Origin of the sequence: Haloferax gibbonsii (genome assembly GCF_001190965.1) — an archaeon.
Classification (GTDB): Archaea; Halobacteriota; Halobacteria; order Halobacteriales; family Haloferacaceae; genus Haloferax; species Haloferax gibbonsii.
The window spans coordinates 2444052-2460676 of record NZ_CP011947.1 but is presented as its reverse complement, the minus strand read 5'-3'; the positions used below and the strand labels follow the sequence as shown (position 1 = coordinate 2460676).

Annotated in this window: 18 protein-coding genes; 9 read left to right on the top strand and 9 right to left on the bottom strand. The window is 68.0% G+C overall.

The features are described from left to right. Positions 1–1172: 1172 nt before the first annotated feature. The 3 genes from ABY42_RS12415 to ABY42_RS12405 form a co-directional block, all read right to left on the bottom strand. Entirely contained in the window at positions 1173–1370 is a 198-nt protein-coding gene (locus ABY42_RS12415) for a hypothetical protein (protein WP_050459646.1), read from the bottom strand. A 113-nt stretch (positions 1371–1483) separates the two neighbouring features. Next, positions 1484–1753, bottom strand: a complete 270-nt coding sequence (locus tag ABY42_RS12410; RefSeq protein WP_004042445.1) for a DUF7571 family protein — start codon at positions 1751–1753, stop codon at positions 1484–1486. Positions 1754–2101: 348 nt separating this feature from the next. Next, positions 2102–2623 carry an HPP family protein gene (locus ABY42_RS12405; protein WP_050459645.1) on the bottom strand — a complete coding sequence of 174 codons (522 nt, stop codon included), beginning with the start codon at positions 2621–2623 and terminating at the stop codon, positions 2102–2104. Between the two features lie 136 nt (positions 2624–2759). On the opposite strand from ABY42_RS12405, the gene ABY42_RS12400 reads away from it, so the two are divergent. Further along, positions 2760–3344 (top strand): GNAT family N-acetyltransferase, encoded by a 585-nt coding sequence (locus ABY42_RS12400; RefSeq protein WP_050459937.1) that lies wholly within the window; start codon positions 2760–2762, stop codon positions 3342–3344. 1 nt (position 3345) lies between these two features. On the opposite strand, the gene asd is transcribed toward ABY42_RS12400, so the two are convergent. Next, complete coding sequence (asd, locus tag ABY42_RS12395) at positions 3346–4380, bottom strand: aspartate-semialdehyde dehydrogenase (protein WP_004975076.1); 1035 nt, start codon at positions 4378–4380, stop codon at positions 3346–3348. A gap of 197 nt (positions 4381–4577) precedes the next feature. Between asd and pccA the strand changes: the two genes are divergently transcribed. Then, a complete protein-coding gene (gene pccA, locus ABY42_RS12390; RefSeq protein ID WP_004975077.1) occupies positions 4578–6380 on the top strand; it encodes a propionyl-CoA carboxylase biotin carboxylase/biotin-carboxyl carrier subunit in 1803 nt (600 codons plus the stop codon). A gap of 66 nt (positions 6381–6446) precedes the next feature. After that, positions 6447–7577, top strand: a complete 1131-nt coding sequence (locus ABY42_RS12385) for a biotin--[acetyl-CoA-carboxylase] ligase (RefSeq protein WP_050459644.1) — start codon at positions 6447–6449, stop codon at positions 7575–7577. A gap of 31 nt (positions 7578–7608) precedes the next feature. On the opposite strand, the gene ABY42_RS12380 is transcribed toward ABY42_RS12385, so the two are convergent. From ABY42_RS12380 to ABY42_RS12360, 5 genes are all read right to left on the bottom strand, one after another. Beyond that, positions 7609–8175 carry a universal stress protein gene (locus tag ABY42_RS12380; protein WP_050459643.1) on the bottom strand — a complete coding sequence of 189 codons (567 nt, stop codon included), beginning with the start codon at positions 8173–8175 and terminating at the stop codon, positions 7609–7611. 132 nt (positions 8176–8307) lie between these two features. Then, complete coding sequence (locus ABY42_RS12375; protein ID WP_050459642.1) at positions 8308–9321, bottom strand: amidohydrolase family protein; 1014 nt, start codon at positions 9319–9321, stop codon at positions 8308–8310. 52 nt (positions 9322–9373) lie between these two features. Continuing rightward, on the bottom strand, positions 9374–10597 hold the full coding sequence (locus ABY42_RS12370) for an HD domain-containing protein (protein ID WP_004975084.1): 1224 nt from the start codon (positions 10595–10597) through the stop codon (positions 9374–9376). A 70-nt stretch (positions 10598–10667) separates the two neighbouring features. After that, entirely contained in the window at positions 10668–11840 is a 1173-nt protein-coding gene (locus ABY42_RS12365; protein WP_050459641.1) for an HD domain-containing protein, read from the bottom strand. A gap of 99 nt (positions 11841–11939) precedes the next feature. Further along, entirely contained in the window at positions 11940–12536 is a 597-nt protein-coding gene (locus tag ABY42_RS12360; protein ID WP_050459640.1) for a hypothetical protein, read from the bottom strand. 134 nt (positions 12537–12670) lie between these two features. Here ABY42_RS12360 and ABY42_RS12355 point away from each other — a divergent pair, with 134 nt between their 5' ends. From ABY42_RS12355 to ABY42_RS12330, 6 genes are all read left to right on the top strand, one after another. Further along, positions 12671–12931, top strand: a complete 261-nt coding sequence (locus ABY42_RS12355) for a hypothetical protein (protein WP_004975090.1) — start codon at positions 12671–12673, stop codon at positions 12929–12931. A gap of 105 nt (positions 12932–13036) precedes the next feature. Beyond that, positions 13037–14029: a 2-phospho-L-lactate transferase gene (gene cofD, locus ABY42_RS12350; RefSeq protein ID WP_050459639.1), complete on the top strand. Its 993-nt coding sequence runs from the start codon at positions 13037–13039 to the stop codon at positions 14027–14029. Then, a complete protein-coding gene (locus ABY42_RS12345) occupies positions 14029–14820 on the top strand; it encodes a tRNA-dihydrouridine synthase (RefSeq protein ID WP_050459638.1) in 792 nt (263 codons plus the stop codon). Before cofD ends, ABY42_RS12345 begins: the two co-directional genes overlap by 1 nt. Continuing rightward, entirely contained in the window at positions 14820–15680 is an 861-nt protein-coding gene (locus ABY42_RS12340) for a triphosphoribosyl-dephospho-CoA synthase (protein ID WP_050459637.1), read from the top strand. The genes ABY42_RS12345 and ABY42_RS12340 overlap by 1 nt, the downstream gene beginning before the upstream one ends. Then, positions 15677–16378: a DUF447 domain-containing protein gene (locus tag ABY42_RS12335; RefSeq protein ID WP_050459636.1), complete on the top strand. Its 702-nt coding sequence runs from the start codon at positions 15677–15679 to the stop codon at positions 16376–16378. Before ABY42_RS12340 ends, ABY42_RS12335 begins: the two co-directional genes overlap by 4 nt. 24 nt (positions 16379–16402) lie before the next feature. Continuing rightward, complete coding sequence (locus ABY42_RS12330; RefSeq protein ID WP_004042417.1) at positions 16403–16591, top strand: 30S ribosomal protein S17e; 189 nt, start codon at positions 16403–16405, stop codon at positions 16589–16591. Positions 16592–16625 lie beyond the last annotated feature (34 nt).

Genomic DNA, 16625 nt, shown 5'->3' with positions numbered 1-16625 from the left:
TCAGTTTGATCCGGTACTCAAGAACTGTCTCACATTCTCGGGGGATTACAGTCACGCACGACTAAGTCAGAGCTGAAACTAGGGCTCTGTTGAAATCCTCTTGCCGTCTTGCGATTTGTTGAGAGACCAGTTTTCACTGTGATCCACGGAAACTAGCCAGAAAGAGCGCTCTCTCCAATGTCAACGCTAAAGGATTTAAACAGAGCCGAAACTAGCTAAATAGAACACTCTACTGCTGCGAGGAACCCGTTTCCGAACATAACTAACGCAGAGATAGTCAGCAGAGTGGAAAGACCAATCAGAATCGCACCGTCCCGCTGGACGACCGAATTTCCCCGTATCCACTCTTCGTATCCACTCAGAAGCCAATTTTCCACAAAAACCTGTGAGTGCTCTTGGGAAATGAATATCTGGTCAAGCGTGTCACCAGAGATACCACCAGTATACTCCACGGTTACATACAGGTACGTTGCCGAGAAGATTGAAAACGTCAGTAGTCCACTCCCTACCTTCGTGAACACGTTTACAAAAGAAACTGCGGTGACGCAAGAGTCAGAGTCGATACCAATAGCAATGGCCGAAATGAGAATACTGGCTAACAGTAGGTTCAACTTGATCAACTGAATCGCGTCTGTTCGCAAATTCTGGATTGAACTGACCTGATGACCAACTACAGTTTGAGCCTCTTCGAGAAGAGTTGAGAGTTCTTGATCGGAATCTACTGTTGGGACAACTCGGACGTTGTCTTGCCCAACTCGCCGGGGCCCATCGCGAATGAGTGTACTGAATAGAATGAGGAACCCACCCGCAACGATACCTAAGGCGGGCCAGTCATACGGAGCAAGCGGGGTGTATATTGGGTGACTTTGAATAACTCCAGATAGTTGAACAAATAAGAGACTAACCAGACCAACAGAGAACAATACCCGCCCAGCTAGTGACATACCTGATTTGAATAATTCCTTAAACCAGGACATGAGATCTAAATGAACATATATACAACGTGTGTGAAAACTCTACTCACCAGCCGCCAGACCTCTTTCGTGATTTCTTGTGTAGCGGACCCAGCTCGCTGTGCGGATTCTTTCGACCTAATGTAAACTCATGGCCTAGACTCGACCGACGTGGACGTTGTTCTAGTTAACTTGTTCTGCCAGCAGTCCACAAGAACCTCACTCCCCGTAGAACAGATACGAAAACGCCAGAAACGCCAGCACCGAGCCGACGAAGAACGCCAACAGCCCCATCGTTCCGCCAGTCCGCGACCCGACGAACACCGCGGAGACGCCTCCCACGAGCGCCGAACCGAGCAGGAGAAACGCGCCGCGTTGCCACTCCTCGACGAACTCGACCACACTCTTTTCAGCCATACAACATTTTTCTCGGCGGCGGACAAAAATCTCGTGGTGACTCTGGGACAAACACGGTGTGACTGTTCGTCACACCCTGCAACAACCACCAAAAAACGGCCGGGAACCGCTACTCAGGTCGAGACGGCATCGCAGGTCCAGCCGGGGTCGCTCCCCGTGCGCCGGATGAGGTCCGCGCGGCACGCCGGACAGTAGTCGGGGACCGTCGTTTCGCCCCGCGGGACATAGACGCCACCGCCGCATTCCACGCACGCATCGGCGACGACTGTCGTGCAGTCAGCACAGAGGTTGAAGTCGTCAACCGTGAGGTCGCGCAGCACTTCGAGCTTTTTGTCCAGGATGTACTCGTCGATAACCGCCTGACAGCTGTGGCACGGCTTCATAGCGATACAGCGTGTCAATTGAGACCATGGCACATATACCTGTCGTCGTAGGTGTCTCTTGTCGCGGAATGTCAGTCGGGGCGGAGGCTCACCGATGCCGGATATGCCACGTTTGCACGCGAGCGACCCTAGCGCGGCCGGTGCGAACGTGTTTCACAGAAATCATAAGTTGCTCCATGACGAATTACGTTTGCTGCTGTCAGAGGCACATCAGGGCGACGAGCGGAATCATTCGCCCTCTCCCCATCTATTCTCTCGGCTATCGATTCGAGCCGGCGGTACCGAGAATCGACCGTCCGATCGGCTTCCAATGGGTCTCCGAGCGGCCTCCGAGGGCCGGCCCAGACCTCAACTCCGCGTTCCCGCGTCGGTTGGACTGTCCCCGTACATCTCAGCGAACAGCGCGTCCGTCGCCCGGTGGACCCCCACGAGAACGACCACGCTCGCGACGATAGTCGCGACCGACTGCGGCGTCGAGAGCAGGCCGAGCGAGACGATGAGCGTCGTCGCGCAGGCCGGGGGATGGACCGCGTCGAGTTCGACCATCCCCCAGCCCGTCGCGGCGACCGAGACCGCCCCGCTGGTGACGAGGCGCAGCGTGTCCGTCGACGCGGCCGAGAGCGACGGGTCGAGCGTCACGCCGGGGGCGACGAGCGCGTAGGCCGCGAAGCCGACGACGGCGCCGACGGCGTGGCCGCCGACGATGCGAGACGAGCGGGAGCGCCCGCCGCGACGGCGGAAGGCGAGGACGAACGCCGTGGGGCCGAGGCTCGGAAAGACGAACGGCTCGCCGGTCGCCCACGCGATGCCGCCGAGTGCGGCGACGAGCAGGCCGGCGGAGAGTCCCGTTTCGAGACCGCGTCGAGACATGTGACACGCTCTGTCGACGCGGCGTGAAAACGGTGTCTAACTCTGGACGAATCGAACCGGTTCCGTGGGGCTCGCCGACAGATACCGCGTGCTCCGCACGCCCACGTTGAAGTGCGACCGCGACGACGGACGGGATATGTGCGGAGCCGCGTTTCTCGAAGGCGACCGCGTCGAACTCAGAACCGTCGAGTCGGAGCACGTCGAGTTCCTCCACGAGACGGTCAACGACCCGCGGGTTCGGCGGGGAATCGCCGCCGCCGACCCGGTGACGCGGGCGACAGAGCGCGAGTGGGTCGAGTCGCGCGGCGACGGCGACGACATCAACTTCGTCGTCGCGGTCGACGGCGACCCGGTCGGGACTATCGGGCTCAAACCGCCGAACGTCGTCACCGGCGCGGCCGAGGTCGGCTATCTCGTCGCGCCCGACCACTGGGGCAACGGCTACGCGACAGACGCGCTGCGGACGCTCTGCGGCTACGCCTTCGGCGAGCGCCGACTCAACAAACTGTACGCGAACGCCTACGAGACGAACCCGGCGTCGACCCGCGTGCTGGAGAAGGCCGGCTTCGAACGCGAGGGCGTCCACCGGGAACAGGGATTCGTCGACGGCGACCACGTCGACGTGCTTCGATACGGTCGACTCGCCGACGAGTGGCGAGACGAAGAGAAGGTCGGCGACGCCGAAGGCGAGTCCGGGAGCGACGCCGACGGGTGGATATAGCCTAAATCCAGCCCTCTTGGGCGAGGAGTTCGCCGTTGAGGACGGACGCACCGGCCGCGCCGCGAATCGTGTTGTGCGCGAGGCAGTTGTACTTCACGCCGCGTTCAGTCGCCTGGATGCCGCCGGCGGAAATCTGCATGCCGTCGCCGCGCTCGCGGTCGAGGCGGGGCTGCGGGCGGAAGTTGTCCTCGAAGACGTGGATGAGCTGTTCGGGCGCGCTCGGGAGGTCGACGCCGGGGTACTCGCGCATCGCGGCCGCGACGTCCTCGGGGGAGGCGTCGTCGGCGAGGTCGGCGAAGACGCTCTCGAGGTGGCCGTCGAGCGTCGGGATGCGGTTACACGAGGCGTTGACCTCCGCGCCGTGGAGCGCGACTTCCGCGCCGTCGAACGAGCCCAGAAGCTTGCGGGACTCCGTCTCCATCTTCTCTTCTTCGCCGCCGATGTGCGGGATGGCGTTGTCGATGATCTCCATCGAGGTGACGCCGTCGTAGCCCGCGCCGGAGACCGCCTGCAGGGTCGTGACGTCGACGCGTTCGAGGCCGAACTGGTCGAGCGCGGCGAGCGTCGGGACCATCGTGATGGTCGAGCAGTTCGGGTTCTTCACGAGCGCGCCGTCCCAGCCGCGCTCGTCGCGCTGGACCTCGATGAGGTCGAGGTGCCCCGGATTGATCTCCGGAATCGTGAGCGGCACGTCGGGGGCCATGCGGTCGTTCGAGGAGTTCGACGAGACGACGTAGCCCGCCTCGAGGAACTCGGGTTCGACCTCGGCGGCGACCGACGACGGGAGCGACGAAAACAGGAGGTCGATGTCGTCGGGCACGTCCGCGGGGTCGGTGCTGCCGACTTCCATCGCGGCCACGTCGTCCGGGATGGGGGTGTTGACGCGCCACTTCGCGGCCTCGTCGTATCGCTTGCCCGCGCTCGACTCGCTCGCGGTCAGCGCCGCGAGTTCGAACGTCGGGTGGTCTTCGAGGAGCTGGATGAATCGCTGTCCGACTGCGCCGGTTGCACCGAGGATGCCGACTCGTACTGCCATTACCCGTGTCGTAGTGTGGCACACGCATAAGGCCGTTTGGATTTGAACCAGTATTCGCGGCGTATAGTGCCAGAGAAGTGTAATCTCGGCCGTTCCTTCACGGTCGAACACGTAAATCGTCGTCTGTCGAAGCGGGCACCGACGTGCGTTGGTAAAACCGATAGAATAACGTGCGGTTCCCTGAAAGACTACCGCAAATGTTCAGCAAGGTTCTCGTCGCCAACCGAGGCGAGATCGCGGTGCGCGTCATGCGCGCCTGCGAGGAGTTAGGAGTCCGGACCGTCGCCGTCTACAGCGAGGCGGACAAACACGGCGGGCACGTACGGTACGCCGACGAGGCGTACAACATCGGTCCCGCCCGCGCGGCCGATTCCTACCTCGACCACGAGTCGGTCATCGAGGCCGCGCGGAAGGCCGACGCCGACGCCATCCACCCCGGCTACGGCTTCCTCGCGGAGAACGCCGCGTTCGCCCGGAAGGTCGAGGAGTCCGAGTTCAAGTGGGTCGGCCCGTCGGCCGACGCCATGGAGCGCCTCGGCGAGAAGACGAAGGCCCGCGCGCTCATGCAGGACGCCGACGTGCCGGTCGTTCCCGGCACGACCGAGCCCGCCGACTCCGCCGACGACGTGAAGGACGTCGCCGACGAGTTCGGCTACCCGGTCGCCATCAAGGCCGAGGGCGGCGGCGGCGGCCGCGGCCTGAAGGTCGTCCACTCCGAGGACGAGGTCGACGAGCAGTTCGAGACGGCAAAGCGCGAGGGCGAGGCGTACTTCGACAACGCCTCCGTCTACGTCGAGAAGTACCTCGAAGCGCCGCGCCACATCGAGGTGCAGATTCTCGCCGACGAGCACGGTAACGTCCGCCACCTCGGCGAGCGCGACTGCTCGCTCCAGCGCCGCCACCAGAAGGTCATCGAGGAGGCCCCGTCGCCGGCGCTGTCCGACGACCTGCGCGAGCGCATCGGCGAGGCCGCCCGCCGCGGCGTCCGCGCCGCCGACTACACCAACGCCGGCACCGTGGAGTTCCTCGTCGAAGATGGCGAGTTCTACTTCATGGAGGTCAACACGCGCATCCAGGTCGAACACACCGTCACCGAGGAAGTGACGGGCCTCGACGTGGTGAAGTGGCAACTGCGCGTCGCCGCCGGCGAGGAACTCGACTTCTCGCAGGACGACGTGGACATCGAGGGGCACTCGATGGAGTTCCGCATCAACGCGGAGGCCCCCGAAAAGGAGTTCGCGCCCGCGACGGGTACGCTCGCGACCTACGACCCGCCGGGCGGCATCGGCGTCCGCATGGACGACGCCGTCCGTCAGGGCGACGAAATCGGTGGCGACTACGACTCGATGATAGCCAAACTCATCGTCACCGCCTCGGACCGCGAGGAGGTTCTCGCCCGCGCCGAGCGCGCGCTCGCCGAGTTCGATATCGAGGGGCTCCGCACGGTCATCCCGTTCCACCGCCTCATGCTCACCGACGAGGCGTTCCGCGAGGGGAGCCACACGACGAAGTACCTCGACGAGGTGCTCGACCCCGACCGCATTCAGGCCGCCGTCGAGCGCTGGTCGCCCGAAGCCGTCGCCGACGATGACGACGACGACGAGGTCACGGAACGAACCTTCACCGTCGAAGTCAACGGCAAGCGCTTCGAGGTCAGCCTCGAAGAGCGCGGCGCGCCCGCCATCCCGGTCGGTAACGCGTCCGCGGGCAAATCCAACTCCTCCGGCCCGCGCAAGCGCCGCGACGACGGCGGAAACGACGACTCCCAGCAGATTATCGAGGGCGACGGCGAGTCCGTCACCGCCGAGATGCAGGGGACCATCCTCTCCGTCGAAGTCGAGGAGGGCGACGAGGTCGAACCCGGCGACACCGTCTGCATCCTCGAAGCCATGAAGATGGAAAACGACGTGGTCGCCGAACGCGGCGGCACCGTCTCGCAGGTCCTCGTCTCCGAGGGCGACAGCGTCGACATGGGCGACGTGCTGCTCGTCCTCGAATAGTCCCGAGACCTCGGGACCGACGTCCGAACCGCGAACCTCTTTTCCCGTGCGCCGGTATCCACCCGCATGAGCGACACGCGACGCGCCCTCCTCGACGCACTCGCCGAGGGTCCCGTCTCCGGGCCCGACCTCGCCGACCGACTGGGCGTCTCCCGCGCCGCCGTCTGGAAGCACGTCGAGTCACTCCGCGACGAGGGGTTCGGCGTCGAGAGCGCCGGCGACGGCTACGTCGTCACCGACGTGCCGGAGTACGGCGGCCCGGCAATCGAGTACGGCCTCGAAGTCGACTACGACATCGAGTTCCACGAGACGCTCGACTCCTCGAACGTCCGCGCCCGCGAACTCGCCGCCGAGGGCGCGAGCGACGTGGTCGTCGTCGCCCGCGAGCAGACCGCCAGCCGGGGGAGAAAGAACCGCGAGTGGTCCGCGCCCGACGGCGGCGTCTGGATGAGCCTGCTCGTGCGCCCCGACGAACCGCCGGCGTACGCCCCGCTGTACACGCTGGCGATGGCCGTCGCCGTCTGCGACGCGGCGCGCGAGGCCGGGGTGGACGCGAGCATCAAGTGGCCGAACGACGTTATCGTGAGCGAAGCGAACGATAACCCGTCGGGCGCGTCAGCGTCCGACGGTGTCTCCGCGAGCGAAGCGAGCGGAGGTTCACCGGCTCACGCCGGTGGCGTTGCCACGAGCGAAGCGAGTGGCAGTTCGTCTGCGAATGCAGACGGCATTTCCGCGAGCGAAGCGAGCGGAGGTTCGAAGGACTCCGACACGCCTACTGACCGCGGCTACCGAAAGCTCTGCGGCATCCTCACCGAGATGGAAGGCGAGGCCGACCGCGTCTCGTGGCTCGTCATCGGCCCCGGAATCAACGTCAACCTCGACCCCGCGGACCTCCCCGAGGGCGCGACGAGCGTCGCCGCGGAAGCGGGCCCCGTCGAACGCCGCGTGTTCGTCCAGCGGGTGCTCGAACGCTTCGACGAACTGCGCGGCGACATCGACGCCGTCCTCCCGGCGTGGCGCGAGCGGGCGGACACGCTCGGCAGGCGGGTCCGCATCCACACCGCGAGCGGCGTCATCGAGGGGGAGGCGGTCGATATCGAACACCCCGGCACGCTCGTCGTTCGAACCGACGAGGGCGAAAAACGAGTCCACGCCGGCGACTGCGAACACCTGCGCCCGGCCGAGGGCGGGCGCTGAAACCGCGACCGACCCCCGCGCGGCTACGTCGCTATTCTCCGCCGTCGGCGGTCGCCGTCGAATCGGCGGCGGCGTCAGCCTCCGCGGGAGAATCCGCGGGCGACTCGGGCGCGGCGTCCTCCGGTACCTCGACGGCGAACTCGTCCGCGTCGTCGCCGCCGCCCTCGATGCGGACGGTCAGGACGGGGACTTTCGACGCCCGGACGACCTTTTCCGCGACCGACCCGAGGAGGAGGCGGTCGATACCGCCGCGGCCGTGGGTTCCCATCACGATGAGGTCGCACCCGCCGCGCTCGGCGAACTCGACGATTTCCCGGCTCGGCGTCCCTTCGAGGACGTGCGTCTCGACGGGGACGCCCTGCGACTCGGCCGCGCGCTCGACCTGGTCGAGCGCCGACTCGGCGTCGGCGCGCAGCATGTCGTCGAGCCCCTCCCACGACGATTCCATCGGGAGCCCCGCGAAGCTCCCGGCGTTCACCACGTACACCCCGTGGAGTTCCGCATCGTGAACGGCCGCTAACGCCGCCGCGTGGACCGCGACGCGCTCGGAGCCGGCGGAGCCGTCGATGGGAACGATGATTCGGTCGTACAACACCATGACACTTGATAACATTTTCTCGGGGTCGGTAATAACCCTTTGCTACGGGAGGAGTACTGCGAGAATAGGTCGGTTCCATGGGAGTTCTGGGCGGCTTCGGTCGGAAGCCGAAGGCGGGGACGTCGCCCGAACTCAGAGGTACACGTCTTTCACGTCCGCCTGCCCGGCGCGGCGGACGACGGCGCGGACCACGTCCTCGACGCCCGCGAGGTTGTCCGTGTCGCCGTCGAGGACCAGCAGCTTGGCGTCGCGGCCCTCCTCGACGAGGCCGTAGTTCAGCCCGGCGATGTCGGCCCCGTTGACGGTCGCCATGCGGAGGACCTCGGCGGCGGAAACGTCCGCCAGCTTGGAGGTGAACTCCATCTCGCGGAACATCGAAGGGCTGTTGAGCATCACGTTGTCCGTGCCGAGCGCGACGGTGGTGCGGTCGACCAGTTCGCGAATCGGCGCGACGCCCGCGTCGGTGACGAGGTTCGACCGCGGGCAGATGACGACGGGAATCTCGCTGTCCTCGACGCGTTCGAGGTGGAGCGCCTCCGGGTGGACCATGTGGACGAGGAAGTCCGGTTCGAGGTCCAACGCGGCGTTGATGTCGTGGGCGTCGCGCTCGCCCGCGTGGATGCCGAACAGCTTTCCGGCGGCCGCGGTCGCGTTCCGGAGCGCGCCGAACTCGCCGTCGCGCGCACCCGACGCGCCGAAGCCGTCGGCGATTTCCATCGCGTCGGCCGTCTCGCGCCCGAAGACGACCGCCTCGATGTCGCGGCCGTCGAGCGCCCGCCGGATGACGTCGACGCCCTCGACGCCGCCCTCGCGGAACTCCAGACAGGCCGCCGTGCCGCCGGCCTCCATCATCCGGAGCGACCGGTGCATCGCGGCGGCTTTCTCCTCGGTGCTCGCCGCGCGGAGGAGCCGGTGTTTCAACCCGTCCGGCGGCGCGACGAGGTCGTCGAGCGACAGTCCCTCGCCGGCCTCCTTGGCGATGGAGTCGCCGAGGTGGGTGTGGGCGTTGACGAACGCGGGCAAGATGATGTCCGTCGACTCGGTCTCTGTCTCCTCGATTGCGGTTATCGTGCCGTCTTCGACGACGACCCGCCCCTCGACCGGGTCGAAATCGCGGCCGCGGAGTATCGTACCCTCGAGTTGCATCGCTCTCGAATGCGTCTCGGCGGTGCTTGAACCTCCCGTCTCGGGACGGGGATTACTCGAACTCGTCGAGCGTCGCGTTGAGGCCGCTTCTGACCTCGGCGACGAGCGCGCCGTCGACGTCGAGGCCGAGCACGTCCGCGGCCGCGCGGCCGACGCGCTCCGTCTCCTCGCGCGGGGCGTAGACGCCGAGTCGCCACTGCTGTTCCTGTGCGGTCCGCAGCGCCTGCACGAGCGGCGACTCCCGCTCCAACTGCCGAATCTCGCCGTTGACCATCACCCGCGACGACGACTCGGTCATCGACGGGCGCGAGGGCACGTCGAGGATGACCGACTCGGGCGACGCGTCGGCGGCGTCGGCGATGTCCCGCTCGAACGCCGCGAGCGCGTCGTGCCCGGCGTCGATAATCGAGTCGGGGACGTTCGGCAACTCCGCCCAGACGGCCCGCTTGTAGAGGTCGCGGGTGGCCAGTCGCTCGGCGAACTCGCTCGTCGAGTCGGTGAGTTTGAGCGCGACGAGCAGGTCGGGGTCGTCCATCCGCCGAAGTTCCTCGGCGTCGATGTCCGGCTCGGCGAGCAGTCGCTCCGACGCGCGCCGGAGCATCGCCTTCGAGATGCGCGCGACGTGGTGCTGGTAGACGGTCGGGTTCATGAGCGCCCGGGCGAGGAGGAGCGACTCGGCGGTCTGGACGTTCCCCTCCGCGAGGACCAACTCGCCGTCGACGAACGTCAGCTCTCGAATCAGGCGCTCGTGGTCGATGGTGCCGTAGGGGACGCCGGTGTGGTGGGCGTCGCGGACGAGGTAATCCATCCGGTCGACGTCCAACTCACCGGAGACCAACTGGCCGAACTCGCCGTCGCCCTCGACTAAGGCGGCGACCCGCTCGGGGTCCAGTCCCTCGTCCTCAAGCGTCTCGCCGACGGTCCCGCGGGCGACGAGTTCCTCCACGTCGTCGTGGTACTTGCCGGTGTGGCGGTGGGTCACGTCCTCGATGTTGTGGCTGTAGGGTCCGTGGCCCACGTCGTGGAGGAGCGCCGCGGCCTCGACGTGGGCGGCGGCGTCGCCCTCGATGCCGAGGTGCGAGAGGGCGCGGGAGGCGAGGTGGTAGACGCCGAGGCTGTGTTCGAACCGTGTGTGGTTCGCCGAGGGGTAGACCAGTTGGACGGTTCCCAACTGCTTGATGCGCCGGAGCCGCTGCATCTCCGGCGTATCGAGGAGGGCTTCGGCCGCGCCCTCGACCTCGATGTGGTCGTGGACGCTGTCCTTGATGGTCGTCATTGTGGGTGAATCGACCGCCATCGGTGAAAAAGGGTCGGACGGGTGGTGTGTCTCCGGCTCTCTCCGCGCCTCAGACCGGGGTCGTCACGCGAACCGGAAGCCCGAGCACGTCCACGGCGGCCGCGGCCACCTCGTCGCGGACCGCGTCGGGCGCGTAGACGCCGAGTCGCCACTGCGTCCGCTCGGCCGACCGGAGCGCGCCCACGAGTTCCGAGGCGTCTTCGAGCCGCCGGACGACGCCGTTGACGACGACGCGCGACCGGGACTCCTTGATTCGCGGGCGCGACGGCGCGTCCACGATGACCGACTCGGGCGACACGTCGGCGGCGTCGGCGACGTCCCGCTCGGCCGCCCGCGTCGCCTCGAAGTCGAGTTCGACCACGTCGGTCGGCACGGCGTCGATGGGGGCCCAGACGACCCGCTTGTAGAGGTCGCGGCGCTCGATTCGGCGGCCGAGGTCGGGCACGCGCTCGCCGAGCGCGACGAGCAGGTCGTGGTCGGCCATCCGGACGAACGCCTCGATTGGCACACCGTCGTCGACGAGGCGCTCGGAGGCGCGTTCGAGCATCGCACCGGCGATGCGGGAGACGTGGTGACGGTAGACGGTCGCGTTCATGAGCGCCCGGGCGAGAAGCAGGGATTCGGCGGTCTGGACGTTCCCCTCGGCCAACACGAGTTCACCGTCCCGGTACCGGAGTTCGCGGACGAGGCGGCCGTGGTCGATAGTGCCGTAGGGGACGCCCGTGTGGTGGGCGTCGCGGACGAGGTAGTCCATCCGGTCGACGTCCAACTCGCCCGAAACCAACTGGCCGAGGCCGCCCGCGCCGTCGACCATGTCAGCGACGCGGGCGGGGTCGAGGCCGTGGTCGGTCAGGACGTCGCCGACCTCGGTCCCGTCGAGCAGATGGTGAATCTCGTCGTGGTCGCGGCCGGTGCGCCGGCGGATGAGGTCCTCGGTCTGGTGGCCGTAGGGGCCGTGGCCGATGTCGTGGAGGAGCGCGGCGGCGCGGACGTGAGCGGCGCGCTCGCCGTCGACGCCGAGGTGCGAGAGGGCGCGGGAGGCGAGGTGGTAGACGCCGAGGCTGTGTTCGAACCGCGTGTGGCTCGCGGAGGGGTAGACGAGCCGGACCGTCGAGAGCTGTTTGATGTGTCGAAGCCGCTGGAAGGCGGGCGTATCGACGAGTTCGGCGGCCACGGGGTCGAGCGAGATGTAGTCGTGGACGCTGTCCTTGACGGCGGTCATAGCGGGTGTTGCACGAGAGGAGTCAAATAGCCGAGCATTCGGGTCGTCGCGGGGACGGAATGGCTGCCCGTGCGGCCGTTCGGCCCCGTGCCGCCCGCTTCACCGCTGGGAGAACTGCCCGACGACCTGCTCTGCGGTCGCGTCGGCGACGACGCCGACGAGGTGCGCGCGGTAGGCGGGTCGGCTGACGACCCCGGTTCCGGCGCTGTCGACCGACGCTTCGACCGACCCCGCGAGGTCGGGACCGTCGGTCGACTCGAAGACGAGCGCGTCGCCCGAGAGCGCCGCGTCGACGTGTCTCGCGTGCCCGCCGGCGTCGAAGGCCGCGCGCCACGCCACCGACCCCACAGGCGCGACCGGGTTCCAGTGCGAGTCCCACTCGTCCACGACGACGACCACGACCGGACCATCAACGTCCTCGTCGCGGGCGTCGGCCGGTTCGAGGGTCACGCCGCGCTCCGCGAACGATTCGACGAGTGCTGCCGTGAGGTCGTCGCGGACGGCTTCGGGCGCGTCGACCACGAGGGTCCCGTCGGTAACCGGCGGGAGCGAATCGACGTTCGCCCCGCCCGACGCGGCGGTCGCCGAGGCCGTCGTCTCGTAGCTCGCCGCCTCGAAATCGAGGGCGAGCAGGCCACCGGCGACGGCGGCGACGGCGAGAACGACCGCGACCGTGGTTCGAGGGGACAATTCCATGGATGGTATATTCGTCTCGCGGCGGCCATAGCCGTTCTGTGACGCGTGTTGTCTGTAGTCCGCCCCGTCGAACGGTGATGGCGGTGATTCGACCGCCCACAAACCGTTTCACTCGGGGGCGACGAGACGCTGACATGAGTCTCCGCTCGGCGCTCGGAAACGCCGTCGGCTACGCGCTCCTCGGCTTCGCCTGTCTCTCCGTGGCTTTCGCGGGCTACTGGGCCGCGATGAGCGCCTTGACCGGCGTGACTGCCGGGCGCGTGATGTTCGTCGTCTCCGGCCTCGGAGCGGCCGTGACGACCGGCTTTTCGGGTTATTTCGTCAGGAAGGCGGTCGCCGGACAGGTGATGCCCGCTGAGTTCGACGTGTCGGTGGCCTACCGCGGCGGGCCCTGACGAGGGCTTCGTCGGTCTCCGCGGCCGTATCCCCCTCGCGGCGCGCGACCGGCCGTCGTCTCCGGTGAAGGAACTTTCAAACGGACACTCGCCCTACGGCGCACCATGGTCACCTTCCTCGCCGGGGGTACGGGCACCCCCAAACTCCTCGACGGGGCCGCCGAGGTGTTCGACCCCGCCGAGACGACCGTCGTCGCCAACACCGGCGACGACGTGGAACTCGGCGGCCACCTCGTCTGTCCCGACGTGGACACCGTCCTCTTCGCCGGCGGCGGCGTCCTCGACACCGACCGCTGGTGGGGCGTCGCCGGCGACACCACCGCGACCGACGACGAACTCCACCGGCTCGCCGACGCGGCCGGCCTCGAACCCGGCCCGCGCTACCTCCCCGAATCGGCCCAGACCGCCGGCCGCGACATCGCCCGCTGGCGTCGCTTCTCCGGCGTCGCGGAGTTCATGGAAATCGGCGACCGCGACCGCGCGGTCCACATCACCCGAACCTCGCTTCTCGACGAAGGGGACACGCTGACCGAGGTCACGGAAACCCTCGCCGACGCCTTCGACCTCGACGCGTCGCTCCTCCCGATGAGCGACGACCCCGTGGCGACGCTGATTCACACCGACGAGGGGACGATGCACTTCCAGGAGTACTGGGTCCACCGCCGGGCAGACCCCGCCGTCCGCGACGTTGAGTTCCGCGGCGCTGCCGACGCGACCGTCACCGTCGAGGTCGCCGACGCCCTCGCGGACCCCGTCGTCGTCGGTCCCTCGAACCCGGTCACGAGCATCGGGCCGATGCTCGCCATCGACGGCTTCGCGGACGCCCTCGCCGACACGCCGGTCGTCGCCGTCTCGCCGTTCGTCGAGGACACCGTGTTCTCCGGGCCCGCCGCCGACCTCATGGAGGGCGTCGGCTACGACCCCTCGACCGCGGGCGTCGCCGAGGCCTACCCCTTCGCCGATGCGTTCGTCCTCGACCGCGACGACGGCACCGACCTCGACCGCCCGGTGGTCAGAACCGACACCCGAATCGACGGCCCGGAAGACGCCGAGCGCGTCGCCCGCGCCGTCGCCGAGGCGCTCGCGGAGGTGTCGTGATGTTCGACCCGCGCGTCGCCGTCGCGAGCCTCAGCGGCGAGTCCGACGCCGCGTGGGCGGACGCCGCGGCACCGCACGTCGGCGCGGCGTTCCTCGGCGGCGTCGCCCTCGACGACGCCTCGCAGGCGGCGGCCCGCGAACTCGTCGCCCGCGGGCGCTCGGAGTTCCTCGCCGACGACCCGGTCGCCTTCGTCTCCGACCAACTCGCTTCCCTCGCCGGATTCGACGGCGAGGACCGCTTCGTCGCGGTCAACGTCAGGGCGACCTCGCCGGCCCCGATTCGGGAGGTCGCGGCCGTCTGCGCCGACCGCGGCGCGGGCGTGGAGATAAACGCCCACTGCCGACAGGACGAACTCCGCGCCGTCGGCTGCGGCGAGACGCTCCTGCGCGACACCGATCGACTGGCCTCGTACGTCGCCGCGGCCGCCGAGTCGGGCGCGCCGGTCGGCGCGAAAGTCCGCGCCGAAATCGACGATGTGGACCTCCCGAGCCTCGCGGTCGCGCTCGCCGACGCCGGAGCCGACTGGCTCCACGTCGACGCGATGGACTCAGAGGCTGCGATTGCCGACGTGGCCGCCGCCGCGCCCGAACTCTTCCTCGTCGCCAACAACGGCGTCCGCGACCGCGAGACGGCGACCGAGTACCTCGATTACGGGGCCGACGCGGTGAGCGTCGGGCGGCCGAGCGACAACCCGGCGGTCCTCCGCCGGGTCCGAACCGCCGTTGACGACTGGTTCGGTGGCCGCGAAGACGCGGCCGATTCGGGCGACGAGAGCGGGGTGTCCGCCTGATGGTCGCGCCCGTCTCCGACCGCGGGTTCGGCCCCGCGCGCCACGCCGAACTCGCGCTCCTGCTCGAAGTCGCCGGCACGCCCAAGCCGGGGAACGTCGACCGCCGCCGCGACCTCTCGGACCTGCGCTTCGAGCAGTTCCTGACGGGCGCGGTCGGCTCCGCGGCCGGCCTCGGACTCGCCGCGTCGGGCGCGCCCGTCGGCGAGGCGTTCGAGGAGGCGGTCGCCGGCATGAGCCGACAGGGCGGCGGGAACACCCAGTTCGGCTGTCTCCTGCTTCTCGCCCCGCTCGTCCGGGCCGCGGCAGACGACGACCGAGACCTCTCGCCCGCCGGGGCGACCGACGTGGTCGAGTCGACCACCGTCGCCGACGCGGTCGATTTCTACCGCGCCTTCGAACACGTCGACGTGGCCGTCGGCGACGTGCCCGATGACGCCCCCGACCTCGACGTTCGGCGCGGCGGCGACGCGGCCGACGCGCTCCGGGACCGCGAGTTCACGCTCTACGACGTGATGGACCTCAGCGCCGAGCGCGACGCCAACGCCCGCGAGTGGACCGGCGGCTTCGCCCGGACCTTCCGCGCGGCCGAGGCCATCCTCGCCGACGACGGCCCCGTCACCGACCGCGTCGCTCGCGCGTTTCTCGACCTCCTCGCGGAGGAACCGGACACGCTCGTCGCGACGAACCACGGCGAGGCCGTCGCCCGCGACGTGATGGACCGCGCGGCCGCGGTCTCGGACCTCGACGAGGCCGAGGAACTGGCCGACGAGTTCGTCGCCGAGGGAATCAACCCCGGCACAACCGCCGACATCGTCTGCGCGGCGACGTTCGTCGCGCTGGAGCGGGGGGTCCCGCTGTGAGCGACGACGAGGCAGCGGACGCGGGGCGTCGAGCCGGCGACCGCGACAGCGACGACTGGCCCGTCGAGCTCCGCGGCGTCACCGAGACGGTCGTCGCCACGCTCGGGCCGAACGACCGGTGGAACTTCGCGGCGCTCGGCGTCCGCGCGCCCGAGTCCGACGCCGGAACCGACGACAGCGGCGGCTCGGCTACCGGCTCTCACCCGCCCGCGACCGCGACGACGTGGGGAAACACCCGAACCCGTCGGAACTTCCACCGGCAGGGGGGCGGCGTCGTCCAGTTCGTCTCCGACCCGCGGGCGTTCGTCGAGGCCGCGATGACCATCTACGAGCGAGACTCGCCGCTCCTCGATTCGGCCGACGCGTGGGCCGAAGTCGAGGCGACCGCGGTCGATTCCGGCGAGGACGGCGGGACCGAGTGGGAGGAATGGGAACTCCGGCCCGTCGATGCCGCGGTCGAGCAACGCCGACCGTTCACCATCAATCGCGGCTTCGGCGCGGTCATCGACGCGACGGTGGCGGCCTCGCGCCTCGACGTGCCGGCGTTCGACACCGACGACCTGCTGGACCGGCTCGCGTACTTCGCCGAGACGGTCGGGAAATGCGGCGGGGAAAGAGAGCGCGAGGCGTTCGCGCGAATCGACGAGTTGACGGGCTGGCGCGAGCGGGCGGCCGCGAGACGGAACGAATCGTTTTAGTGTTCGTCCGGGGAATCTTCCGACATGGCAATCAAGCCCAAGTACGTCAAGCAGCTTGGTAACATCCTGCTGGAGCGATACCCGCAGGCGTTCAACACGGACTTCGAGACGAACAAGGACAGCGTCGAAGAACTGACCACGGTCGAGTCGAAGGGCGTCCGCAACCGCATCGCCGGCTACATCACGCGCAAGAAGGGCGGCCAGGGCGCGTAAGTTCGAGTCAGTCGATTCTCTCTGCGAACACATC